General features: G+C 67.3%; 20 protein-coding genes. 9 read left to right on the top strand and 11 right to left on the bottom strand.

Translation table 11 applies throughout. The features are described from left to right. Positions 1-10 precede the first annotated feature (10 nt). Together ACGFH6_RS12060 and ACGFH6_RS12065 are read left to right on the top strand one after the other, a co-directional pair. Complete coding sequence (locus ACGFH6_RS12060) at positions 11-325, top strand: SHOCT domain-containing protein (RefSeq protein WP_393382879.1); 315 nt, start codon at positions 11-13, stop codon at positions 323-325. Between the two features lie 10 nt (positions 326-335). Beyond that, positions 336-1913 (top strand): MFS transporter, encoded by a 1578-nt coding sequence (locus ACGFH6_RS12065; RefSeq protein WP_393382881.1) that lies wholly within the window; start codon positions 336-338, stop codon positions 1911-1913. Here ACGFH6_RS12065 and ACGFH6_RS12070 read toward each other — a convergent pair. Continuing rightward, entirely contained in the window at positions 1894-2433 is a 540-nt protein-coding gene (locus tag ACGFH6_RS12070) for a potassium channel family protein (RefSeq protein WP_393382882.1), read from the bottom strand. The two genes, ACGFH6_RS12065 and ACGFH6_RS12070, sit on opposite strands and share 20 nt — an antisense overlap. 313 nt (positions 2434-2746) lie before the next feature. Here ACGFH6_RS12070 and ACGFH6_RS12075 point away from each other — a divergent pair, with 313 nt between their 5' ends. The 3 genes from ACGFH6_RS12075 (at position 2747) to ACGFH6_RS12085 (ending at position 5079) form a co-directional block, all read left to right on the top strand. Next, the gene (locus tag ACGFH6_RS12075; RefSeq protein WP_393382884.1) at positions 2747-4069 is read left to right on the top strand and encodes a DUF2252 domain-containing protein; all 1323 of its coding nucleotides are present in this window, start codon (positions 2747-2749) and stop codon (positions 4067-4069) included. Positions 4070-4202: 133 nt separating this feature from the next. Continuing rightward, positions 4203-4766 (top strand): HdeD family acid-resistance protein, encoded by a 564-nt coding sequence (locus ACGFH6_RS12080; RefSeq protein WP_393382886.1) that lies wholly within the window; start codon positions 4203-4205, stop codon positions 4764-4766. A gap of 85 nt (positions 4767-4851) precedes the next feature. Further along, the gene (locus ACGFH6_RS12085; RefSeq protein WP_360455974.1) at positions 4852-5079 is read left to right on the top strand and encodes a hypothetical protein; all 228 of its coding nucleotides are present in this window, start codon (positions 4852-4854) and stop codon (positions 5077-5079) included. Positions 5080-5135: 56 nt separating this feature from the next. Here ACGFH6_RS12085 and ACGFH6_RS12090 read toward each other — a convergent pair whose 3' ends face one another. Both ACGFH6_RS12090 and ACGFH6_RS12095 read right to left on the bottom strand, forming a co-directional pair. Further along, positions 5136-5816 carry a hypothetical protein gene (locus tag ACGFH6_RS12090; RefSeq protein WP_393382888.1) on the bottom strand — a complete coding sequence of 227 codons (681 nt, stop codon included), beginning with the start codon at positions 5814-5816 and terminating at the stop codon, positions 5136-5138. Positions 5817-5968: 152 nt separating this feature from the next. Then, positions 5969-6475, bottom strand: a complete 507-nt coding sequence (locus ACGFH6_RS12095) for a MarR family winged helix-turn-helix transcriptional regulator (RefSeq protein WP_393382890.1) — start codon at positions 6473-6475, stop codon at positions 5969-5971. Positions 6476-6566: 91 nt separating this feature from the next. Here ACGFH6_RS12095 and ACGFH6_RS12100 point away from each other — a divergent pair, with 91 nt between their 5' ends. Continuing rightward, positions 6567-8036 carry an MFS transporter gene (locus ACGFH6_RS12100; RefSeq protein WP_393382891.1) on the top strand — a complete coding sequence of 490 codons (1470 nt, stop codon included), beginning with the start codon at positions 6567-6569 and terminating at the stop codon, positions 8034-8036. Between the two features lie 177 nt (positions 8037-8213). Here the strand turns inward: ACGFH6_RS12100 and ACGFH6_RS12105 are convergent, their stop codons facing one another. From ACGFH6_RS12105 to ACGFH6_RS12125, 5 genes are all read right to left on the bottom strand, one after another. Beyond that, the gene (locus ACGFH6_RS12105; RefSeq protein WP_393382893.1) at positions 8214-8432 is read right to left on the bottom strand and encodes a hypothetical protein; all 219 of its coding nucleotides are present in this window, start codon (positions 8430-8432) and stop codon (positions 8214-8216) included. A gap of 13 nt (positions 8433-8445) precedes the next feature. Further along, the gene (locus ACGFH6_RS12110) at positions 8446-9816 is read right to left on the bottom strand and encodes a S8 family serine peptidase (protein ID WP_393382895.1); all 1371 of its coding nucleotides are present in this window, start codon (positions 9814-9816) and stop codon (positions 8446-8448) included. A 494-nt stretch (positions 9817-10310) separates the two neighbouring features. Beyond that, positions 10311-11654 carry an MBL fold metallo-hydrolase gene (locus ACGFH6_RS12115; protein WP_393382897.1) on the bottom strand — a complete coding sequence of 448 codons (1344 nt, stop codon included), beginning with the start codon at positions 11652-11654 and terminating at the stop codon, positions 10311-10313. Continuing rightward, positions 11651-13888: a S8 family serine peptidase gene (locus ACGFH6_RS12120; protein WP_393382899.1), complete on the bottom strand. Its 2238-nt coding sequence runs from the start codon at positions 13886-13888 to the stop codon at positions 11651-11653. The genes ACGFH6_RS12115 and ACGFH6_RS12120 overlap by 4 nt, the downstream gene beginning before the upstream one ends. A 225-nt stretch (positions 13889-14113) precedes the next feature. Further along, positions 14114-16963, bottom strand: coding sequence for a beta-N-acetylhexosaminidase (locus ACGFH6_RS12125; RefSeq protein ID WP_393382900.1), 2850 nt, complete (start codon positions 16961-16963; stop codon positions 14114-14116). Between the two features lie 282 nt (positions 16964-17245). Here ACGFH6_RS12125 and ACGFH6_RS12130 point away from each other — a divergent pair, with 282 nt between their 5' ends. Next, positions 17246-18298 carry a Gfo/Idh/MocA family protein gene (locus ACGFH6_RS12130; RefSeq protein ID WP_393382902.1) on the top strand — a complete coding sequence of 351 codons (1053 nt, stop codon included), beginning with the start codon at positions 17246-17248 and terminating at the stop codon, positions 18296-18298. Between the two features lies 1 nt (position 18299). Here the strand turns inward: ACGFH6_RS12130 and ppk2 are convergent, their stop codons facing one another. Continuing rightward, on the bottom strand, positions 18300-19100 hold the full coding sequence (gene ppk2 / locus ACGFH6_RS12135; RefSeq protein ID WP_393382904.1) for a polyphosphate kinase 2: 801 nt from the start codon (positions 19098-19100) through the stop codon (positions 18300-18302). 107 nt (positions 19101-19207) lie between these two features. On the opposite strand from ppk2, the gene ACGFH6_RS12140 reads away from it, so the two are divergent. Then, positions 19208-19873 carry a Type 1 glutamine amidotransferase-like domain-containing protein gene (locus ACGFH6_RS12140; protein ID WP_393382906.1) on the top strand — a complete coding sequence of 222 codons (666 nt, stop codon included), beginning with the start codon at positions 19208-19210 and terminating at the stop codon, positions 19871-19873. A 17-nt stretch (positions 19874-19890) separates the two neighbouring features. On the opposite strand, the gene ACGFH6_RS12145 is transcribed toward ACGFH6_RS12140, so the two are convergent. Then, a complete protein-coding gene (locus tag ACGFH6_RS12145) occupies positions 19891-20232 on the bottom strand; it encodes a TraR/DksA family transcriptional regulator (protein ID WP_393382907.1) in 342 nt (113 codons plus the stop codon). Positions 20233-20348: 116 nt separating this feature from the next. On the opposite strand from ACGFH6_RS12145, the gene ACGFH6_RS12150 reads away from it, so the two are divergent. Then, positions 20349-20903 carry a CHRD domain-containing protein gene (locus tag ACGFH6_RS12150; protein ID WP_393382909.1) on the top strand — a complete coding sequence of 185 codons (555 nt, stop codon included), beginning with the start codon at positions 20349-20351 and terminating at the stop codon, positions 20901-20903. Positions 20904-20940: 37 nt separating this feature from the next. Here ACGFH6_RS12150 and ACGFH6_RS12155 read toward each other — a convergent pair whose 3' ends face one another. Further along, complete coding sequence (locus ACGFH6_RS12155; RefSeq protein ID WP_393382910.1) at positions 20941-23637, bottom strand: hypothetical protein; 2697 nt, start codon at positions 23635-23637, stop codon at positions 20941-20943. Positions 23638-23688: the final 51 nt, after the last annotated feature.

The following is a 23688-nucleotide window of genomic DNA, read 5'->3' on the forward strand; positions in this document are numbered from 1 at the left end:
GGAGCCTGACATGCCAGGACTGTTGCGAGGAATAGCCAGAACCGCGGCCGTCGCGGGCACCGCGACGGTTGTCGCCGGCCGGGTCCGGCGCCATCAGGACGAGAAGTTCGCCCAGCGCGACGCCGATACGGCAGCGACCCGCGACGAGGCCTATGCGCAGGACGTCGCGCCGCCGCCGGCCGCAGCCCCCGCGCCGGCAGCACCGGCGCCGGATGCCACGGCCGACCGCTTGGACCAGCTCAAGACGCTGGGCGAGCTGAAGCAGTCGGGTGTTCTCACCGACGCGGAGTTCGAGGCACAGAAGGCCAAGATCCTCGCCGGCTGAGCCGTGAGTCATGACAGAGGAGACAAGAAACGTTCCGGCGGGGACGGCGGCCAGCCCACGGCTCGCCGTCCTCCTGGCGATGGCGATGTTCGTGCTCGTCGTCGACACCTCGCTGATGAACGTGTCCATCTCCTCGGTGGTCAGGGATCTGGACACAACGGTGAGCGGCGTCCAGTCCGCGATCGCGCTCGAGGCGCTGGTGTCCGCGGCCTTCATCCTGATCGGAAGCAAGGTCGGTGACCTGATCGGGCGCAAGCGCGCCTACCTGCTGGGTCTGCTCGGCTACGCGATCGGCGCCCTGGCGATGGCACTGTCGCAGAGCCTGACCGCGATCATCGTGTTCTGGGCCCTGATCGGTGGCCTCGGGGCGTCGCTCCTGCTGCCCGCCATGCAGTCACTGATCCACGGCAACTTCGAAGGCGCGGCGCAGGTGAAGGCCTATGCCCTGGTGGGGGCCGCCGCCGCGTTGGCCGCCGCGGTCGGGCCCTTGCTCGGAGGCTTCATCACGACGTACCTGTCATGGCGGATAGCGTTCCTGCTCGAGGTCGTGGTGATCGCCATCGTGGTCTCAGGCCAGCGTCTCGTCCACGACGTGCCGTACACGGGGTCCCGCCGAGTGGACGTGGTCGGTGCCATCCTGTCGGTGCTGGGCATGGGCGGCATCGTGCTGGGCGTCCTGGTGTGGCAGGAGGGCGGGGAGTTCGTCGGTCTGATCCTGGCCATAGGCGCGATCGCTCTCGCGGCGTTCGCCTACTGGCTGGTGCGACGCAAGCGACTGGGCAAGCCGGCGCTCCTCGACGCGGCCCTGTTCAGCTCGGTTGTCTACCGGCTCGGCATCACCGGGCAGATGCTCCAGCAGATCGCTCTGGGCGGCACCATGATCGTCCTGCCGATCTATCTGCAGATGGTCCTCGAGTACAACGCGATGCAGGCGGGCCTGTCCCTCGCACCGCTGTCGCTCAGCATGTTCGGTACGGCGATCCTTGCCGAGAAGAAGGCGGCCGGGCGACGTCCGAGCAGCATCATCAGGTGGGGATACGTGTGCTTGACCGCGGGCCTGCTGATGCTGATCCCGATCGTGCCCCGGGCCGACTCCGGCTGGATTCTCGTCGGACCGCTGATCGTTGCAGGAGTGGGCCTGGGCCTGCTGGTATCGCAGCTCAACAACTACACGCTCGGGCCGATCTCCCAGGAACGGGTCAGCGAGGCGGCCGGCGTCAACTCGGCGGCCGGATCGTTCGGACTGTCCTTCGGGCTGGCGTTCGCCGGTGCGATCATGCTGGCGACGCTGTCGTTCACCTTCACGAACCTGTCGGACTCGAGCACCGTCCTTCCGCCGGCGGAGAAGGAGCAGGTTGCCCAAGCGCTGGAGACCGATGCCGAAGTGATGAGCAACACCGAGCTGGACAAGGTGCTCGTCAAGCAGCCGCAGGACATTCGGGAAGAGATCATCCGCATCAACACCGAGGCCAGGCCGATCGCCCTTCAGGTCGCGCTGGGGATTCCGATTCTCGCCGGCCTCGCCGGGCTGGTGGTGTCCTTCCGCATGGTCCGCCTGAAGGATCCGCTCAGTCCCCGCGCCGACTGAGATTGTGCTGGACGGCGCCGATGAGCGTGCGAGCGACCAGGCCGACGATGAGCAGGTCACCGAGCATCTGGACCGTGGCCACCACGCGGGCTCCTGATGACACGGGCACGATGTCGCCGAAGCCGACCGTCGCGAAGACGGTCACGGTGAAGTACATCGCATCGAGCCGGTTCAGAGACTCGTTGAAGTTCGCCGGCTGGGTCCGCCCCATCAGGTAGTACGTCATCGCGAAAACCGCCAGGAACAGGGGCACCGACGTCGCCAGCGAGCCGATCGCCCTGACCCGCGGGTACGGCGAGCGGGCGATCTCGCGGATCTGCCAGGCCAGCAGGAGTGCCACGACGGCAAGCCCTCCGAACAGGGCCACTATGGCAGCGGCGCCGTCGAGGCGCATCGGCAGCAGGAAGTAGCCGGCGACGATGATCACCGACACCAGCAAGGAGCGCAGCAGCGACGCCAGGGCGAGGCGGCGGCGGGTCCGCGCGGGGAGCTCGGCGTAGCCGACCTCGGTATCTTTCACAGCCTCAGTGAAGCCCGAACCCACGGCGGCCGGTTCATCCAGCCGGGGTGATGCTGGCCGAGCGATCCCCGGTGTTGGCTGAAACGCTAGCGGATCAGAGTCTGACGACCCGGCTCGACCATGTCCGGAGGGAACGATCAACATGAGTGCACGGAGCACGATGGTGAGGGCAGGGCAAGCCCCACCTACCGCGAGATCAGCCCGTGCCAACGGTGGTCCCGCGTCCGCTGTCCGTCGCCTCGCTCCGTCCGACCATGCCCGCCTGGGACTCGCAGCGCGCGCAGCGCTGCCGCCGCGGGAACAGGCGGAACTGGTGCTGGCCCCGAACCGTCCGGATCCGGTCGCGCTCTTCGAGGCGCAGGCTCAGGCCCGTGTTCCCGAACTTGTGCCGGTGCGGCACGGCAGGATGATGGTGTCGGCCTTCACCTTCTTCCGGGGCAATGCCCTCGGGATGGCCGCCGACCTCGGCGCGGCACCGGTCTCCGGCCTCGCGGCGCAGCTGTGCGGTGACGCCCACCTGGCGAACTTCGGAGTCTTCGGATCTCCTGAACGGCGGCTCCTGTTCGACATCAACGACTTCGACGAGACGATCGCCGGTCCGTGGGAGTGGGACGTCAAGCGTCTCGCCGCGAGCCTGTCGGTCGCCGGCCGGGGTAACGGGTTCTCGCGCAAGGAGCGCCGCAAGTGCGTCCTGGAGACCGTCCGGCGCTATCGCGATGCCAGTGCCGACTTCGCGACCATGCGAAATCTCGACGTCTGGTACGCCCGTGCCGACATCGATGAGGTCGAGGAGGCCCTGCGCAGCAAGATGAGCTCGAGCCGGCGCAGGAACGTCGACCAGACCTTGCTGAAGGCACGCGGCAGCGGGAGCCTCAAGGCGTTCGCCAAGCTCACCGAGATGACCGATGACGGCGTCCGGATCAAGGGCGACCCACCGTTGGTCGTGCCGATCACCGATCTCCTGCCCGACACCGGCCGGGAAGAGCTCGAAGCCGCGATCAAGGAGTTGCTGACCCTCTACCGCAGGTCGTTGCCGCCCGAACGGCGGGACCTGTTCGACCAGTTCGAGTTCGTCGACATGGCCCGCAAGGTGGTCGGGGTGGGCAGCGTCGGTACACGGTGCTGGATCGTGCTGCTGCGCGGTAGGGACGACGGTGATCCACTGTTCCTGCAGATCAAGGAGGCCAGTCCTTCGGTGCTCAAGACGATGGTGCCCACCGTGCTCAGGCAGCGGTCCGCTCCGCGCAACGAGGGGGAGCGCGTGGTGGTGGGGCAGCGTCTCATGCAGGCGGCCAGTGACATCTTCCTCGGCTGGCAGCGGGTCGAAGGCATCGATGGACAGCTGCGCGACTTCTACGTCCGGCAGTTGCGGGACATGAAGGGTTCGGCAGTCGTGGAGAAGATGGACCCGCGCGGCATGCTGATGTACGGCCAGCTGTGCGGCTGGACCCTGGCCAGGGCCCACGCCCGATCCGGTGACCGGATCGCACTGGCGACGTACCTCAACAGCGACGACGCCTTCCCCGAAGCGATGGTCGAGTACGCCGAGGCGTACGCCGACCAGAACGAGCGCGACTACCAGTTGTTCCTGGAAGCCATCAAGAGCGGTCGCCTGGAGGCCGAGAGCGGCCTGTAGCTTCGGCGTCCGATCAACCCTGGCGGCTGACGGCCGGGGCGTCCTCATCTGTCCTGGATGATCTTCCGGGGCCCGGTTCGGTGAATCATGAGCCTGGTCGCGCACCGTGTGCGGTGGCTGGGGAGGTCTGGAGATGGATCGGGAGCTGTTCGCGTCGAGCTGGAAGATGATGGTGGTGCGCGGAGTCGTCGGCATCGTGTTCGGGATCCTGGTGATCGTCTGGCCGATCGAGACCGGTCTCGCGCTGATGGTGCTGTTCGGATTCTGGGCGTTGCTGGAAGGCATCAGCTTGCTGGTGCAGGCGTTCCGACCCAGCACGCAGGGGAGCCGGCTGGGGCGTGCGCTGCTGGGTGTGATCGCGCTGGTCGTGGCGTTCTTCGCGATCTTCAGTCCGGGCGTGACGGCACAGACACTGACCTGGATCTTCGGCATCTGGCTGATCATCCGTGGGCTGATCGAGGTCTTCACGGCGTTCAGCAGCTACCGGCTCACACCCCGCTGGTTACTCCTCGTGGGTGGCGCGCTGTCGATCCTCCTGGGCGTGTTCTTCGTCGCCAACCCCGGCGGTGGAGCCGTCGGGATCGCGATCTGGCTCGGTCTGATCGCGCTGTGCTGGGGCCTGGTCTTCGTCGTGACCGGCTTCATGCTCCGCCGCGAACGATCCTCGCCCGCCTCCGCCAACCCCGCACCCGCCTGAGTCGGGACGGTCAGCGCACGAGTGATTGGCCGGCAGAACGAGTCTGGGTGTGCACAGGGGACTGAGTTGGGCGCATACTGACCTTGTGGAGCCCTCCCGCGCGACGACGCGTCGTCACCTGTCCACGAGTCCCTTCAAGCCGAAGGTGCCCGAACCGATCAAGACCTTCGAGGTTGGTGATCGGGTCTCCCACGACAAGGAAGGCCTGGGCCGGATCAGTTCGGTCGAAGGCACCTACGCGGTGGTGGTCGACCTGGGCGGCGGCAAACTGCTGCGCGTCACCTCACCATTCGCCAAGCTGCACACGCTCTGAATTCCAGCCGGCCGACGTACGAGTCAGATCTCATCGCTCCGAAGTCGGCCGGGTGGTCAGCTGGGGAAACGCGCCTGGTAGGTGCGGGTGACCTCGCGGACCTTTCGGTAACCGATGATGCCGAGCAGGATCGCGGTCGCCACAGCGGCGAGGACACCGGCGATGGTGCGAAGCGTGACCCCAGCGTCGGCGGCGTCGCAGATGACCGCGGCGAGTACGCCGGTGACGACGGCGTTGATGATGCCCACAACGACGGGGGATCCCGACAGCCAGTGGGTCAGGCCGACCCGGTTGCGGAAGCTGTAGGTCTTCAACACCCCGGGCGCGTCGTCGTGGTGACTTGCGACGAAGTACGGCTCCAGCTCCGGTGCGAGCTCCAGATAGGCGTGCCGTAGCCGGTTCATGCCGATCACCAGCCACGCATCCTCGATGTCCGCCTCGATCAGGCGGAAGTACGTTCCCACGCCGACAAGCAGGACAACGGGGAGCACGAGTAGCGCGAACGTCCGGAAGCTCTGCCCGAAGCCGGACGCGTTCGCCACCAGTGAGAGCGCGATGACGGTGGCCGAGAGGACGGTCAGATAGGTGCCGGTCCGGCTGAAGATCTCGTTCCACGTCATGCCGCGGGTGGCCAGCAAGCTCCAGTGCTCGGTCGCGAGGAACTGCGCATGCGGGCTCCCCGTGGTGTCCACGCCGTCGAGCGGTGGCGGCGTTCTGACCGATGGCTGCTGCCTCATCTGACCTCCCATGCTGGTACTGCGCTTCCGCGACAGCCACAGACGCGCCCCGAACCGCTGGTGTCGGCGCTCGTCATGACCAGCGCATCCCTCCGAGTGTGAATGGCGATGCGTACTACGGCCACACCTCGAAGCACCACCCGTGCCGGAGATCAGGCCGGTGGGTGCGCGGACGGTGTTGCCGGCCGCGTCCTCGCGAGGCCGTCCTTGACAGCGGTGAGGAGGCTCAGGGTCGCGTCGAGCTGGGCGGTGTCGTGATCGGCAGCCGCGCCGACGGCGATCGCCCACTCGTGTCGTGCGAGGGCGGAGTTGCTCCGTCCGTGGTCGGTCGGGCTGACGGTGACGCCGCGGCCGTCCTGCGGGTTGGCCTGCCGCTGGATGAGGCCCTTCTGTTCGAGACCCCGCAGTGTCGTGGAGAGATTGGTGCGCTGGAGTCCGGTGGCGGCGGCGATCTGGCTGGGGGCGGCGGCTTCGCCCTGGAGCAGGTAGCGCATCACGATTCCCTCGGACTGGGTCAGGGAGACGGTCCGCTCGTCGGTGTAGCCGCGGTACTGGATCTCACGGCTGATGATCAGCGTCAGATCGGCCAGCTCGGCCCAGCGCTCGTCGGCGCCTGGTCTGCGGGGGCGGCGTGCCGGCCGCGATGGGTTCTTCGTCACACGAAGAGGATAGATGGTTGTCGGAACATAGTTATGTACCCATACTGATCGTGTCATAATAGTTATCGAGGCATAATCAATTGGAGTCGATATGGCCGTCACTCTTCCGGCGCGGCGGGCCGGCGCGATGTCGCCACGTGCGGTAGCCAGGTCCGGTGGGCTGCACCCGGTCGGGGTCTTCTTCCTGCTCGCCGGCGCGTTCCTGCCGATCATGGACTTCTTCATCACCAACGTCGCGTTGCCGAGCATCGACACCTCGCTGCACGCCTCGGCGTCCGAACTGGAGTTGGTGATCGCCGGGTACGGCGTCGCGTACGCCGCCCTCCTGGTACTCGGCGGCCGGCTGGGGGACCGCCTCGGTCGCCGTCACGTCTTCCTGGCTGCACTCGTCGGTTTCGTGGTGGCCTCAGGGCTCTGCGGTTTCGCGCCGACGGTCGGTGTCCTGATCGCCGCCCGCATCGTCCAAGGTGCGACCGCGGCGCTGCTCATCCCGCAGGTGCTGGCGACCTTCCACCACACCCTCGAGCACGATCGCAAGGCGCGTGCTCTCGCCCTGTACGGCGCGACGTCCGGCATCGCCGCCGTGGTCGGCCAACTGGTCGGCGGCCTGCTGGTCAGTGCGGACATCGCGGGCGCTTCGTGGCGGCCGATCTTCTTGGTCAACGTACCCATCGGCCTGATCGTGCTGGTGGTGGCGGCCCGGATCGTGCCGCACACCCGCTCGGATCACCCCGTTGGTATCGATCTGCCCGGCACAGTACTCTTCGCGGCGACGCTCACCGCCCTGCTGGTCCCGCTCACCGAAGGTCACTCGCTGGGCTGGCCCTGGTGGACCTGGACGATGATCGCCGTGGCCGTCGTGCTCGGCGCCATCACCTTCGTGATCGAGCGACGCGCCGAACGCCGCGGCGAGATCCCGCTGCTTCCGCCATCGCTGCTGCGGCTGCCGTCGATGTCTCGCGGCCTTGTGATGGTGCTCGCCTTCAGCATCGGCTTCGGCGCGTTCATGTTCGTGTTCGCCCTGACCATCCAGGACGGCTTACACGCCGACGCCCTGCACGGAGGCCTGGCGATCCTGCCCATGGCGGCGCTGTTCTTCCTCGGGTCCGTGTTCGCACCGCGGTTCATCAGCCGCTTCGGCCGGGGCGCGTTGTCGGCCGGCGCGATCATCCAGCTCGCCGGCCTCGCCGCACTCGTGGTCGTCGTCGTCCGCGGCTGGCCGCACGTCAGTCTCTGGGACATGGCCCCGCCACTCGCCCTGGCCGGCGGCGGCCAGTCGATGCTGTTCGCCGGACTGTTCCGCAGCGTTCTCGCCGATGTCCCGACCCATCTCGGTGGCATCGGTAGCGGCGTACTGATCACTCTGCAGCAAAGCGGACTGGCGCTCGGCGTCGCTGTCCTCGGCACCGTTTACCTCGCGCAGGCCCAGCACAACACGGCCCACGCCTTCGCCACCGTCGAGGTCGCGCAGATGGCGATCATCGCCCTGCTCGCCATCGGCGTCGCCGCCCTACCCCGCTTCACCACGCCCTCCGCCAACACACCCACGGCCGACGCCTGAAATCAACCACCCGCGACCCCGGCTGCTCGACCACGGCGTCGGCCGAAGAAATCTCAGAGCAGGCTGAGTAGCGTTCGTCCCCGCCCTGCGGGGCACCACCTGGTCCTTCTGACCCATGTGCCGCCCCAGGGGCTCGCACCGCACTCGTTGACCTGCCCGGCTGTGGAGTGACCGGGTTCAGTACGGCTCCGGCTCCGAGTTCGGGCTCACTTTGAGCACCTCACTGATCGATTCGTGCAGCGTTCGCGGCAGGTCGGCAGGGCCTTCTGCGTAGACGACCAGCTCGTCGTCCAGCGGAATGGGTTCCTCGTCGCCCAACGACCCAGCCGCGGCGGTGACCGCCGCGGCGAGGGCGTCAAGGTCGAAGTCGGCCGGGACAGTGATGAGCCAACGCACATGGTCTCCAGGGCTAGCGCTTCAGCGCACTGTATGACGCCGCAGCATTCACAATGCCACGCCCGTATCCCGGATCCCAGTCTGTCCCTGAGACGTTGTGGAGTCCTGCGAGCATCGCCGCACGGAGCTGGTCCGGGGTCATCGAAGGGCTCGCCGACAGAAGCATGGCGGCTACGCCGGCCGCGACCGGGGTCGCCGCGGAGGTGCCGTTGTCGAACGGGCTGTCCGTCTCGCCACCCGGGCGGCCCAGCCCGAAGTTGCCGAAGAAGTGCGAGTACGCGGCGAGATCCGGCTTCTCGGGATGGAACATCCCCGGGCCTTGGGAGGAGTAGCCGATGCGTTCGTGCCGTGTGTTGACTGCTGCGACGGTGATGACTTCCTGGAGGCTGTTCGCGGCGTGGATCGACTTGCCTGGGCCGATACCCGATGGCTGGCAGTTGCCGCTCGGGCAATTCTGGCCGCAGTTGCCGGCGGCGAACAAGCAGACCGCGCCGGAGGCAACGACCTCACGGACCTTCCGGGTGAATGGGTGGTTGATGTCGTGAACCTCGTGTTCAGGGAAGCTCGCGATGGGTGGCACGCCGGTGAAGCCGTAGCTGTTGGATGTCAGGTGGGGTGTTCCGTCGATGCGGCGGTGGTCGAGGATCGCCTGGAACATGGCGAGGGCGCCGCCTGAGTTCGCGATGCCCAGGAACGGGTAGTCGTAGAGCCGGGCACTAGGTGCCGCGACGAGGATGTCGGCCGCACACATCGATCCGTGGCTGGTGATCGGGGCAGCGCCAGGCTGCTGGGCTCCGGGACGAGCGAATCCGTCGACGACCGGGTACTGGATGCCGTTGACGCCTTCGTCGACGATCGCGACCGCGATGTTCTGGCCGCGGAACCCGTCCTCCCAGGCGCGCCTGACGCCCAGCATCGTCCTGACGACCTCGAGACTGACGGCCTGCCGGAACGGGCGGCAGTCCAGTCCGGCACGGGACCGGGCAAGGTCGAAGACATCGTCGTTCTGGAAGAGTGTCAGCGCAGAGTTCGCCCAGACGATGACGCCTTCGCGAGCTCGCAAGTCGTCCAGCCTGGCCGGGTCGACCTCGGCGGCAACGACGACCGACGTAGCAGGCAGGTCCGGATTCGTGGATGATTCGGCGAACGCGGAGAAGGCGTCGGGCGAAGTCAGCCCGAGCCTGGACCCTGGTGCGGGGTCGCTGAACATGGGGACCGACAAGAACGGCTCGTCGAGCTCCACGCCCATTCCCGCGACTCGATCCATCGACGCCGTCATCGTCGGATGCACCGCAAAGGCTGAATCGGCTGACTCCTGGAAGGATTCGAAGCCTCCCGCGATGTCCTGGCCGGCCACCTCCAACAGAACCTTGACTTTCGCCATCGCCTGCCACCCCCTGAGACAAGTTGTTCACCGGCCGCCGCGTTGGAACCGATAGGCGGCGGAACGGTCCCTGGGCCAAGGTTGCGACGATCGACAGGCAAAAGGAAGAGTCAACACCACTGCGATTTGATCATAATGGCGGGTAGGCCTTATTGATGCCGAGATCTGGTTTGCCAACGAATACCGCGGGAGAGCTGTCTTCCGATTGAACGTTTGAGTTCTCTGCCTGGCCACGCGCCGTACCCGAATACGCACATGATTGTGATCTGCAATTCCGGAAAGCGGTGGCGCTGAAGGTACACGCACGCTCAGTTCTCAAGTCGCCGTACCGGGACTGGTTGCGGCGGCGCCTGTGACCGGGTCGTCCCGCGATGCTCGACTCGACCGGGTGTATTAAGCGCTTGCTGACAGGCTCGCCCGCGAATGAATTCCACCGAGCCGGGAGTGATCCAAGAGCTCATATTCACGACTCATAGGCGGATGACAGAAAGCTGCTACAGCTCGATGGTGAATGAGGGTTGTAGGTCGTCGAGGATTTTTACTTCGATGCGGTCCGGGTGTTGGGACTCTGCGTCCTGGGCTTCTTTGATGGCTGCTGCCAGGGCTTCGCGGCGGCTGGCGATGGTGCGGTTCGCGGAGCAGTTGAACCACATCGTGAAGCGGCCGGGGGCCTTGAGCCGAGATTCGACGATGGTTGCGATGACCCGCGGATTGGGGTTGCCGTGGGCACCGTCGCCGCAGAACACGTAGTGGTCGGCGTGCACGCGGTCGGCGAACTTCGTGCTCAGGTTGTTCTCCGAGCCGTGATGCTGGACCTTGACGATGTCACAGCGGAAAGGCCCGTCGGCCAGGCGCCCAGCGGCCGTCAGGCCCTCGAGGATCTCGTCTTCGGCAGCATCCCCGGTGAGCAGGCAGGTCTTGCCGTCCTCCTCGGCGAGCAGCGTGATCGAGGCCCGGTTGGGCGGTGTCACTCGCGCTGAGTTCGACTGCGCGATGATCTCCGCCGCGGTGCCGATGGAGCTGATCAGAGCCTCGGCCTCGCCCCTCGAGGTGGGCGGGCCGGCGAGCACCAGATCATCGAGACCGAGCCCGGGTCCGTCAGCCGATCCTTGCCCGTCGCCGCGCGGCCCCGCCTGCCGTCCCGAACCGAGCAGATCCTCGAGCCACTTGCGCCATTCCTTCCGCAGTTTCTCGAGGTGCTCCTCGGTCGGCCCCAGAACGGTGAGCGTGATGCTCCCGAGGTGCCGGCGCTGGATGGGTTTGCGTAGCCGCACGAGCTTGTTCCTGAAGCCTTTGTTGCGGGGGACAGGCGTCTGGTCGTCGACGAGGCTCATGAGTTCGATGCCGTCGCTGATGCTCTCGGTGAGGTCGACGATGGACGTGAGCGCGATCCGTGCCGGGCCGGTACTCGCGGCGTCGCTGCGAGGGGCGAGTTCGATGGCCTCGGAGATCTGCATGGTGATCGCACTGATCGGTCCGGCCAGGTCGCCGAACTGCGCTCGCCACGAGTTGTGCCAGAGCCCGTGGATCTCTGGTGGACGGGGCCGCTTGGGCTCCGGGAAGGTGGGGTTGTCTCCTTCCTTCACCTGGAAGTCGTGCACCTCCCAGGCCGCGACGTCCTGCAACAGCGGGATGATTCCCGAGATGTGGTCGGCGTCGATGTGGCTGACGACGACAAGGTCGAGCGGCGCGCCGTTGTCGGCGAGATCCTGCAGTACCGGGCGCGTCTGTGACTCGAAACTGGCCGTACGCCCGCCGTCCACCAGGATGTGGTGGCCGTCCGCCGAGGTGAGCAGCAGACAGTCCCCGTCCTTGGCGAAGAACACATCGAGCTTCATTTCGTGCTCCCACTCTCGGTTGCGGCCGTCGACCTGTCCACCATGTCGGTGAACTTCGCGGTCGCCCGCACACAGGCGGCGGCGTCGATCAGGCCGAAGCCGGTGTCGTTGCGCCAGCCGAAGGTCTGTCCAGGAAGCGGTGACGATGTCGAACGCAGGATTCCCTGGATCTGCGCGGAGGTCAGATCGGACTTGATCCCCAGCATCAGTGCGGCGACGCCGCAGACATAAGGGCTGGCCATGCTGGTGCCGGTCATCTCGATCCACGGAACTTCACTGTCGAAGCCCTTGGCGGCAACGACATCGGTGCCGTTCGCGGCGATGTCGGGCTTGGGCCGGCCGTCCCGGGTCGGGCCGCGGCTGGACGTGACGTGCGCGGCGTTGCGATCGACGTCGGCGTTCGCGACGGACAGGAGGCGCTCGGCGCAGGCAAGCGAGCCGATCATGCGGTCGTCGGTGTACGAGCCCGATGCGAAGTACGACGGATAGCGCCACTGCTGTGCGGATCCGGGCACACGCCGTGGGTCGTCGCGCTCGATCCAGGCGTCGAAGCTGCCGTCGCGCACGACCGCCCCGGTGAGGCGGACACGCCACTCCCCGGAGGCGATCGGACCCAGTTGCGGGCTACCGCCTGGCTGCTGCGGCCCGAAGAACGGTGAGAGCAGCACCGAGATCCGGTTCAGCCCGTTGGCGGGGTGATAGGCCTCGTTGTAGACACTCAGGACCGTGCCGTTGGGCAGGAGCGCGTTCCGGATCATCTGGCCGAGCTTGATCGGCTCCAGCCAGGGCTGACCGGGCGGCTTGACCTCGACGTCGAAGCGGTCCTGGGGGCCGTACCAGACTTCCAGCTCGTTCTCGGAGATGTCCTGTACGCCGTCTCCGCCCACGATCCAGCCGAGTTCGCGCCGCAGGTTGGTCGCGGGAATCCTTCCGCTCGCGTGGATCCGCCCCTTCACGTATCCACGGTCGGTGGGCGAGCCGGGCTCGACCTGGCCCGCGTTGCCGGCCGCGACGGACACGCATCTGCCGCGCGTCGCCAGTGCGTTGTCGATCCATCGGGCCATGGCGCTCGAGGTGTCGTGGGCATGTCCGTTGGTCCCCAGGCTGATGTTGATCGACAGCGGGAGAGGTGTGTTGTCCTCGCCGAGTTCGGCTGCCAGTTCGATCAGATACTCGACGGCGTCGGCGATGCGCGTGGAGTCGTAGAAGCTCGACGCCGCAACAGTGTCCTCCGGGCGCAGCGCGAGAAGGACGCCCGCGATGTACGCCTTGCGAGCAACGCCGTCGTTGCCGGCGGCGATCGATGCCACATGAGTGCCATGCGACCCGATCACCATTTGCGACTGGGGCTCGAGGCTGCTGGCGGCCATGTTCCGGCTGCGCGCCCCCTCGATCGCCGCGTTCATGGCCTCACGGCGAATCTCTGATCCGTAGTCCAAGCCGTCGTACCGCCCGTGATCGCGGTCGGCTGGAGGCCGGGTGCGTGTCGACTCGGACACCACCGGAGAGGGGCGTGAGGAGCCCGCCTGATCCCAGATGGAAACCCAGCGAGTCTCGCCCTTGTCCAGGAAGTCCGGGTGGGCGAAGTCGAATCCGCCGACGTCGATGATCCCGACCAGGACATTCTGACCGTCGTGGTGGCGAGCGCTCTCCGCCTTCACCCGCCGCGCATCGCCCGGGCCGTTCGTGATGTTGTGGCCGACCAGCGGCTCCGGACCCCGCAGCGCCTGGCCCGGTTCGACGTAGGCGACGGCCGCATTGACCAGCAGGTCTCGCACGTCCCTCGCGGCTACCTCGACCACGCCTGTGTCGAGCTTCCACCGCGACCTCTTGGCATAACGGTTGACCGCATCGATGGCAGCCTGACGAACCGTCGGCGTCAGGTCCCGATCGAGCTTGACGAAGAGGCTGAAGGCGACGTTCTCCGGTGGCGCCTTCTGCGGGGTCTGCGTCGCAAGGGCAATCACCTCCGTCGGCGACAGAGCGGTCGGGGCTCGCGGACTCGCGTCGGTCGGAGCAGCGCCCTCGACGTCGATCGTCTCGCGGAACTCGCCAGGCGCGAGCGCCTCTCTGGTGGCGGGCGCGGTTTCCGTGGCATCGACCGCGGGCTCTGCCAAGGCCACGGACGGGCATTGCTCTGCCCGCGCTTGGTTGACCTGGTCGGTACCGCCCAAGTAGACGTCGAGCTTCGGCGAAAGCCGTGGATCGAGCGACCTGATTTTCGGCGCGGCCATAGCACCCCCCTGATTCGTCCCCCAGCGCTGGTCGTCCGGTCATGAACTGCGTCGTGACTGGGCGTAGGCGCTACAAGACGATGATGGACCTCATCTCGTCGACAAAGTAGAGGACGACGAACAATTGCGATCTGCAGATCGCAATTCATGCGTTTGGTCGTTGCCCGCCAGCGGCCCTGCGCACTCGCGAGGTGCGCAGGGCCGCTGTTGTTCAGTTGCCGGCTGTCAGAGGTCGGCGCATTGGCCTGTCTTCGGGCCGGAGGCGGAGTTGGGTCGGCCTGCGTTGGTCGGGGCGGGGGAGTTGCCCGTGCAGGACAGCGGTCCGCTGATGTGGTTGCCGGAGACAATCGTCGAGCCGGTGTTGTTCTGTACGACGAGCGGTCCTGCCACGGTGGCATCGTCGATCGTCACCTGACCCACCGAACCGCGGACCGTCACCGGACCCTGGACCGTCGTCGGCGCGCACTCGCCGTTCTGGTTGCCGAGCCAGACCCGGGTTCGACCGGTCACGCTCACCGGACCGGCCACCGTCGTACCGCAGAGCAGAACGTTGCCTGCGCCGGACGCTGTCACCGGGCCGCGGAACACGGACCCGGATGCGTAGAGCCCGGCGCCCGCTGCCACGGTTACGGGTCCCGAGACCGTCGCGCCGTCGAGGCACGCGACGCCCGAGGACACGGTCAACGGGCCTTGATGCGTCCCGGTGACCATCGTCGTACAGGACGGAACGCCGGTCGCGACGAACGGCACGAGCCAGGTCTGGCCCTGACGGCTGTAGGTGACGGTCCCGTGATAGACACCGTCGGCCGGATAGGTGTGGCTACCGCTGACGGTCATCAGGCTTCTGCCTTGACGTTGGCTCGCCACGTAGTCGCGTGCCGCGATCGTGCCGGCCTCGGCCGGGGATCCATCGCCCCAGTCGACCGTGGCGGTGAACTCACCAGGCGGAATCGATCCGGCTGCCAGGCGCCCCAGAGGTGCGTTGCTGACTGTCCTGTCGACGCCGAAGCGGCTGACCGTGCCCATCGATTCCGGAGTCCAGTTGACCTGGGCGATGGAGCCGTAGTTCACATTCGCGAAGGCCCACCGCGGTCCGGCGACGCTGAGCCGTTGCACATACGCGTCGTAGTCCTGGGTGAGCACCTTGGGGGACCAGGCCTTCTCCAGGATTCCGGCCAGCCGTGGGAAGACCATGAACTCGTTCGTGGCCAGCCCACGCATCTGCTCGCCCCAGATCGGCGCCTCGATGCCGATGATGTCCTCGGCCTTCGGCCCGCCGTACGCCGGTTGTGCCCAGACGGACCGGTACTTCTCCCACACCCATTCCGGGTCCCACGAGTAGGCCTTGTCGAGTTCGGTCCGCGGGGTCCGGCCGGGCGATCCGTCGTACCCGAAGTCGAGGTACGCGTTCCACTCCGGGGTCGTGATGACGCTGCGGCCCTGGTTGAACCATTCGGGCTTGATGAGCGGGGGACCACCGCCGGTGTAGTCGGACCAGTAGTGGTTGATCGAGGTCGAGCCCGGTGCGTAGCCCTCCAGTGCGGGGTTCCAGCCCATCATCCGCTTGCCGTTGTCGTTGACGATCGACTCCATCTGCCCGATCCACCACTTGTAGTCCTCGTGGGGCATCCCGATGGCCTCGTCGCCGCCGATGTGGACGATCGGTGCGGGGGAGATTGCGGCGAGCTGTGCGATCGCGTCTCGCCAGAACGCCAGTGCCCGCTCGCTCGCCGGGTCGTTCGGGTTGGTGCAGAACCGGTCGGTCTGGGTCTGGCCCTGGCAACCCATCACCGCGACGCCGCCCAGGGACCTGACCGCCGCCGTGGCGTGGGCCGGGCCCTCCAGTTCCGGGACGATCTCGATGAACCGGTCGGCGGCGTACTTGACCAGGCCCTTGAAGTCTTCTTGCGTGTAGAAGCCTGCGATACAGCCCGATCCGTTGCACCCGGTGCCGTCCAGCGCCGGGTAGCCCTTGATCTCCAGCCGCCAGGACTGGGAGTCACTCAGGTGCAGGTGCAGCCGATCGCCCTTCAACGCGGCCAGTTGGTCGATCATCGACCGGATCTCGGCCACGGTCATGAAGTTGCGGGCAGGATCGAGTTGAAGCCCTCGATGCGCGTACCGCGGGTAGTCCACAACCGTGATGGGCTGCGCTGTCCATGGCCCTGCGCCGGCAGTGGGGGAGTTGATTGCTGCTGGCAACAGTTGCCGGAGGCTCACGAACCCGTTGAACAGACCGTGTGCCTGCGGGGCGACGATCTTCGCTCCCGCACTCGACACAGCGAGGGAGTAGCCCTCGTCCGCTTTGTCCGCTGGGACTCCGGACACCGGTCCTGTGCTCAGCGCGACGTCAGAGGCTGTGGCGGAACCGGTCACCACGGGAAGCACGAACCCGGTGGCCGGCCGCAGGTAGCCGGCGAGCACCTCAGCCGTCGCGGCGAGCGCACTGCTGGAGACCACGATCCGCGACGTGGCCGTGAGCTCGAACGGCTGTCCGGTGCCGGGCGTCTGCTTGACCGGCACGGGGATGATCTCTCCCACGGTCGGCGGCGGCTTGGGACCGGACCAGATCTCGAACTCGTTGAGGGTGTACCCGGTGGTCGAAGTCGTGGCTGTGGCTTGCATCCGGACGCACGAGATCGCGTCCTTGCGGTCGATGACCTGGGAATCCTTGTCGCTCGGATTCACCACATGAGTGACCGTCGACCAGGTCTGGCAGTCGGCGTCGGTGGAGACCTGCAGGTCGTACTCGGTCGGCTTGGCCGGGGAAGTCCAGCGGCTGAACACCTCGTACACCGGGGCGGGCGAGGCCAGCTTGACCTGGAACCAGTCCTGGGTCGGGTCGTAGCCGCCGCCGACCGATGCGTAGTTCGAGGTCCATCCGTTGTGCACGAACACGTCGATCGCGTTGGCGGGTGCGTACGTCGCCGCCGGTGCGGTCATGCGTTGGGACTTGGCAGAGGCGACCGCGCCCGGCAGCAGGGCGAGGTTGACGCTGTCGGGTGTTTCGGCGTACGGCGTGGGTGTGCCGGCGGAAGCCTGTCCCACGGTGAGTGGGACCAGGGCTGCGGCCATCAGCGCACCGATGGTCAGAGCGGGGACAGCGCGAGGCCGAGACCGATGGCCTGCGGCCGGTCTCCCCTCGGGTTTCGGCGCAAAGAACGAGAATCTCACGTCACTCCTTACCGGTGCAGGGCGGTGTCACGCGGTCCCGGAGGGCGACCGTACCGGCGATTTTCCGTCCCAGTCCCCGCCCGTGCAAGAGCCCGGGCCGGCTCGACTCGCCGGGGCTGGCAAGCGTTTGCCGATCTGGCATAGGGTGAGCGTTGAAACGTTGCCGAGTCGGGAGGAAAACGGGTGACTTCCACGCACGCAGTCAGGTTCGCCGCGGTCGGGCTGGATCACGCGCACATCTTCGGGCAGATCGCGGGTCTGCTCGGGGCCGGTGCGGAGTTCGTCGCGATGGCGACCGACGATCCCGCGGCCGCGATCGCGACCCGGGTCCGCGAGCGGTATCCCGACGTTGAGGTGGTCGAGAGCCCGGACGACCTGATCGGCCGGGACGGGATCGACCTGATCGTGACCGCCGCCGTACCGGATCGACGGGGACCGATCGCCGTCGCGGCGTTGCTGGCCGGCAAGGACGTCGTGACCGACAAGCCCGGCTGTGTGAGTCTCGAGCAGCTCGAGGAGATCGAGAAGGCGGTCGGCCAGAGCGGGCGGTTCTGGTCGGTGACGTTCTCCGAGCGGTTCGAGGTGGCCAGTGTGGTCAAGGCCGGTGAGCTGGTCCGCGAGGGCCGGATCGGGACCGTGGTGCAGACCATCGGGCTCGGGCCGCACCGCGTCGGGGACCGCGGCCACCTCGGCGGTGGGGCCGGTCGCCCGGACTGGTTCTACGACAAGGACCGGTACGGCGGAATCCTCACCGACATCGCCTCCCACCAGATCGACCAGTTCCTCTGGTTCACCGGCGCACGGACCGCGGAGATCGTGGCCAGCACGGTCGGGAACTTCGCCAACCCGGACGAGCCGGGCCTGCAGGACTTCGGCGAGATCCTGCTGCGCAGCGACAACGCCCAGGGGTACATCCGGGTCGACTGGTACACGCCGGCCGGCTTGCCGACCTGGGGCGATGGCCGCCTGATGATCCTCGGCACCGACGGCTACATCGAGCTGCGCAAGTACGTCGACATCGCGGGCCGCGACGGCGGCGACCACCTCTTCCTGGTCAACCAGGAAGGCACGCAGTACATCGACTGCTCGGACGTCGAGACGACGTACTATCCCGACCTGGTCCGCGACGTCCGCGAACGAACCACCACAGCGGCCCCGCAGGCCCACACCTTCGAAACCATGCGCCTGGCCCTGAAGGCGCAGCAACAGGCAACCGTCCGCGGCGCGGCCCGATGAGCTAGAGCCCGGCCGCGTGGTCGGGGACCTGGGTCTGCATTTCTCGCGGCGTTCGCTCGTAGCCCTTCGACGGTGGGCGTGGCGGCAGACCCAGCGGTGGCCGCTGGACTTCGTAGTACGGGATGGTCGACAGCAGGTGCGCGATCATGTTGATCCGGGCCGAGCGCTTGTCCTCGCTCTCGACGACGTACCACGGCGCCTCCGGGATGTCGGTGTGCACGAACATCTCGTCCTTGGCGCGGGAGTAGTCCTCCCAGCGGGTGATCGACTCCAGGTCCATCGGTGACAGCTTCCACTGCCGCATCGGATCCTCGAGCCTGCTGCGGAACCGGTTCTCCTGCTCGCTGTCGCTGACCGAGAACCAGTACTTGCGCAGCAGTACGCCGTCCTCGACCAGGAGCCGCTCGAAGATGGGGGACTGGTGCAGGAATCGCGCGTATTCCTGGTTGGTGCAAAAGCCCATGACGTGTTCCACGCCGGCCCGGTTGTACCAGGAGCGGTCGAACAGCGTGATCTCGCCGCCGGCCGGGAGGTGCTCGATGTACCGCTGGAAGTACCACTCGGACCGCTCCCGCTCGGTCGGAGCCGGCAGCGCCACGATCCGCGCCACCCGTGGGTTGAGGAACTGCGTCACCCGCTTGATCGTGCTGCCCTTCCCGGCCGCGTCCCTGCCCTCGAAGACCACCACCAAGCGGGTCTTCTCGACCCGGACCCATTCCTGCAGCTTCACCAACTCAGCCTGCAGTCGCAGCAACTCCCGCTCGTACACCTTCTTCGGCAACCGCTTCTTCGCGCCACTCATCCCTGAACCATCTCGCACGATGTCCGGCCGGGATAGTCTCTCGTCTCATCCACCTGCTCTCCCGACTCTCGGGAGAGGGTCATGACCGCTACGTCCAGGAGGCAAGCGTGAGGCTTCTTCTCACTTCCGGCGGTGTCACGAACCCGAGCATCCACGACGCGCTCGTCGGCCTGCTGGGCAAACCGATCGCCGACTGCAACGCCCTCTGCGTCCCGACCGCACAGTGGGGCCACCCGGCGTGCGGGCCGGCATCGGTGCGTGGCTTCGTCAGCGGGGTAGCTCCGTGGGACCTGGGCGGCCTGGGATGGAAGTCGGTGGGCGTGCTGGAGCTGACCGCGCTGCCCAGCATCGGTGAGCAGCGCTGGGTCCCTTGGGTCCGGGAGGCCGACGTACTCCTGGTGGACGGCGGCGACGCGACATACCTGTGCCACTGGATGCGGGAGTCCGGGCTGGTGGACCTGCTGCCGTCGCTGCCCGAGATGGTCTGGGTGGGGGTGAGTGCCGGCAGCATGGTGATGACACCGCGGATCGGTGACGACTTCGTCGCGTGGCAGTCCGCGCCGGACGACCGCACGCTGGGGGTCGTCGACTTCTCGATCTTCCCGCACCTGGATCACGAGGCCATGCCGGACAACACCATGCCCGCGGCGGAGAGGTGGGCCGCCGACATCGCGGGCCCGGCGTACGCGATCGACGACCAGACGGCCATCAAGGTGACCGACGGGACCGTCGAGGTCATCTCCGAGGGGCAGTGGAAGCGGCTCGACTCCTAACGTTCGACGCAGCCGGCTCAGCCTGAAGTGGCGCATCCGATGCAGGTGCGCGCCGTCGGTCTCGCCTCGAGTCGGGCTTTCGCGATCGGCTGTCCGCACCGTTCACAGATCCCGTAAGTGCCGCCCGCCAGCCGATCGCGTGCCGCCTCGACCTCTGCCAAGTGGTCCTGGACCTGCAGTACGAGCGCTGAGACCTGCGACCTCTCGAACGCGATCGTCGCGCCTTCAGGATCATGCTCGTCGTCGGCGTTGGCGTCACGGGATGCCGCCACCACGTCGTCGAAGTCGCCGGTCAGGCTCGCGAGGCGCCGGAGTGCCTGTCGCTGTTCCGCCTCGAGCAGCTCGCGAACCCTGTCCATCCCTCCAACCCTAGGGCCCGACGGATGCTCGGCTCGCCACGTGACTGAACCCTCGGGCCTCCGACATCGTTCATTGGAGTGTGACGACGATCACACCTCGGTGAGGGAGGGAGCACATGGTGGCAAGACGAGCACGTTGGGTGGCTGCGGCCTTCGCGATCGGGCTGGCGGCCACGGCGACAGGAAGTGTGGCGACCGCGGGACGCGACGACGCGGGCAGTACGCCGAACACGATCCGCGAGCGACTGACCGGCTACGAGGAGGACCCGGCGCCGATCTCGACGAACGGCACCGGACGGTTCCAGGCCCAGATCAACGACCGGGCCAAAGAGATCACCTATCGCCTCAGCTACACCACGTTGGAGGGCGCGGTCCAGCAGGCGCACATCCACTTCGGCGGTAAGGCGCAGAGCGGCGGGATCAGCGTCTTCCTGTGCACCAACCTGGGCAACGGCCCCGCCGGGACCCAGGCGTGCCCCGCGGCACCGGCGACCGTCACGGGCACGATCAGGCCGGCCGACGTCATCGGTCCGGCGGCCCAGAGCCTGACCGCCGGCCAGTTCAACGACCTGGTCAAGGCGATCCGGAACGGCACGACGTACGTCAATGTGCACAGCAGCCTGTTCCCCGCCGGTGAGATCAGGAGCCAACTGGACCACCACCACAACTGATCCACGAAACGTGAGGGCGGGCCGAAACAGCCCGCCCTCAAGCGGAGCCGTTGCCCATCGTGCGGAGGACATCGCCGATGGACTGCACCGATCCGTGCCTGCGCCGGATCAGGTCGGCCACGATCCCGGTCCACCCGGTCTGATGCGCGGCGCCCAGACCGGCGGCGTTGTCGCCGTGGAAGTACTCGTGGAACATCAGGTTGTCCTTCCAGTTCGGGTCGCTCTGCAGCCGGTCGACCCCGCCGAAGCATGGCCGCCGGCCGTCCGGGCCGACGAGGAAGATCGACACCAACCGGTGGAACAGGTCGTCGGCGATGGCGTCGAGCGCGAGCAGTTCGCCCGATCCGGTCGGGTACTCGACCTTCAGGTCATCGCCGAAGAAGCGGTGGTAGCGCTGCAGGGCGGTGGTCGCGAGGAAGTTCAGCGGGAACCACACGGGCCCGCGCCAGTTCGAGTTGCCGCCGAACATGTCCGTGGTCGACTCGGCCGGTTCGTAGTCCACCGTGGCGCGCATCCCTTCCACCTCGAGGGTGTACGGGTGGTCGCGGTGGTAGGCGGAGATCGAGCGCAGTCCGTGGGGCGACAAGAACTCGTCGGGGTCGAACAGCTTGCCGAACAGGCGCAGTACCTGCTCGACACTGACGGCTCCCATCAGCAGCCGCTGCTGCCCGGCCTCGCCCCGCAGTACGCCGGCGTCCGCCAGACTCTCGCGGTCGCGCAGGCCCTGGCGATCGAGGAACTCGGCGAACTGCTTGCCCGGGGCAACAGCTCGCTCGATCAGCTGGTCGTCGATCACGGCCACCGCCAGCATCGGGATGATGCCGACCATCGAGTGCACCTTCACCGGTACGACGCCGCCCGGGGTGGCGATCCGGTCGTAGAACAGGCCGTCGGTCTCGTCCCACATCCCCTGCTGCGCCATCGCGGTGCGAATCGCGGCGAAGTGCTCGAGGAACTTGTGGACCAGGTCGCGCGCGGGCCGGTGCCCGGTCCGGTTCAGGATCGCCGCGATCGTCGTCATCGCCAGCGCGTAGGCCGCCATCCAGCCGGTGGCGTCGGCCTGTTCGAGCACCCCGCCGACCGGCAGATGCGAACGGTCGAGCGGGCCGATGTTGTCCAGCCCGAGGAACCCGCCCTCGAACAGGTTCGACCCGTCGGAGTCCTCCCGGTTGACCCACCAGGTGAAGTTGACCAGCAGCTTGTCGAAGATCCGGCTGAGGAAGTCGAGATCGCGCCCACCGTCGATGGCGAACACCTCGAGCGCCGCGAACGCCTGGACCGGCGGGTTCACGTCGCCGAAGTCCCACTCGTACGCCGGCAGAGCGCCGTTCGGATGCTGGAACCACTCGCGACACACCAGCAGCAGCTGATTCTTGGCGAACTCGGGATCGACGTGGGCCAGCGCGATGCAGTGGAACGCAAGGTCCCAGGACGCGAACCAGGGGTACTCCCACTTGTCCGGCATCGACATCACGTCGAAGGCGTTGAAGGTGCGCCATCGGTGGTTGCGCGCGGTGTGCCGCGAGGCCGGCGGCACCGGCTGTCCCGGGTCGCCGTCGAGCCAGCGGGCAACGTCGTAGTAGTAGAGCTGCTTGCTCCACAGCATTCCGGCGAAGGCCTGCCGCATCACCATCGCCTCGTCGGTCGAGGCGGGCGCCGGGGTGAGATCGGCGTAGAACTCGTCAGCCTCCGCCCGGCGGCTCTTGACGACCTGCTCGTACTCCGATCCCAGCGCGGTCGCGGAGTCGGTGCCTGAGCCTGCCGGACACAGCCGCAATCGCAGCTCCGCGGTCGAACCCGGAGCGAGGTCGACGCGATACCAGGCCGCGCACTTGGTACCGCGCTGAGCGGGATCGACGGTGGGCGCACCGGTGACGACGTGGTCGTTGATGCCGTCCTTCGGGTACGGCGTCGACCCGGCAACGCCGTACATGCGCTGGGTGTTGGTGTCGTTCTCACAGAACAGCAGAGTCGGCGCGGTCCCGTCCGGTCCCGGTGCGGCCAGTAGTTCCAGCTCGCCCAGGGATGCATGCGAGACGCGAACGCTCGATTCACCGGTCGCGGCGAGCTCGGGTCGTTGCGCACCAGGGCTCCACGACCAGGTGTTGCGGAACCAGGCCGTCGGCAGGACGTGGAGCGTTTCCGGGTCCGGCCCGGCGTTCGTGACCTGGATCGACATCAGCAGGTCGGTCGGGCTCGCCTTGGCGTACCGCACCTCGACGATCCAGTACCGATCCTGGTCGAACGCGCCGGTGTCGAGGAGCTCGTACTCCGGATCGTGCTTGCCACGCCTGCCGTTCTCGGCGCGCAAGTCCTCGTACGGGAACGCGCGCTGCGGGTAGTGGTAGCGCCAGCGGTTCCAGGCATGGCTCGGTACGGCGTCGAGGTACCACCAGTAGTCCTTGACGTCCTCGCCGTGGTTCGCCTCCCTGCTGGTCAAGCCGAACGGCCGCTCCTTGAGGATCGGGTCGTGCCCGTTCCACAACGCCAGCCCGAGGCACAGTCGTTGCTCGATGTCGCTGAACCCGGCCAGCCCGTCCTCGCCCCACCGGTACGCCGTGGAGCGGGCGCGGTCGTGCGAGAGGTAGCTCCACGCCTCGCCGTCGGCGCTGTAGTCCTCCCGCACCGTGCCCCACTGACGCTCGCTGAGGTATGGACCCCACAGATACCAGTCGCTCCGGTCACCCGCCATCCGCTCGCGCTCGACTCCGGACGCGTGAGGCTGTGTCGTCACGTGGCCCTCCCAGCGATGGTGCTCCCGGCCTGTGCCCATTGTTCGGCAGCC

Source organism: Kribbella sp. NPDC049227 (genome assembly GCF_043197265.1).
Lineage (GTDB): Bacteria > Actinomycetota > Actinomycetes > Propionibacteriales > Kribbellaceae > Kribbella.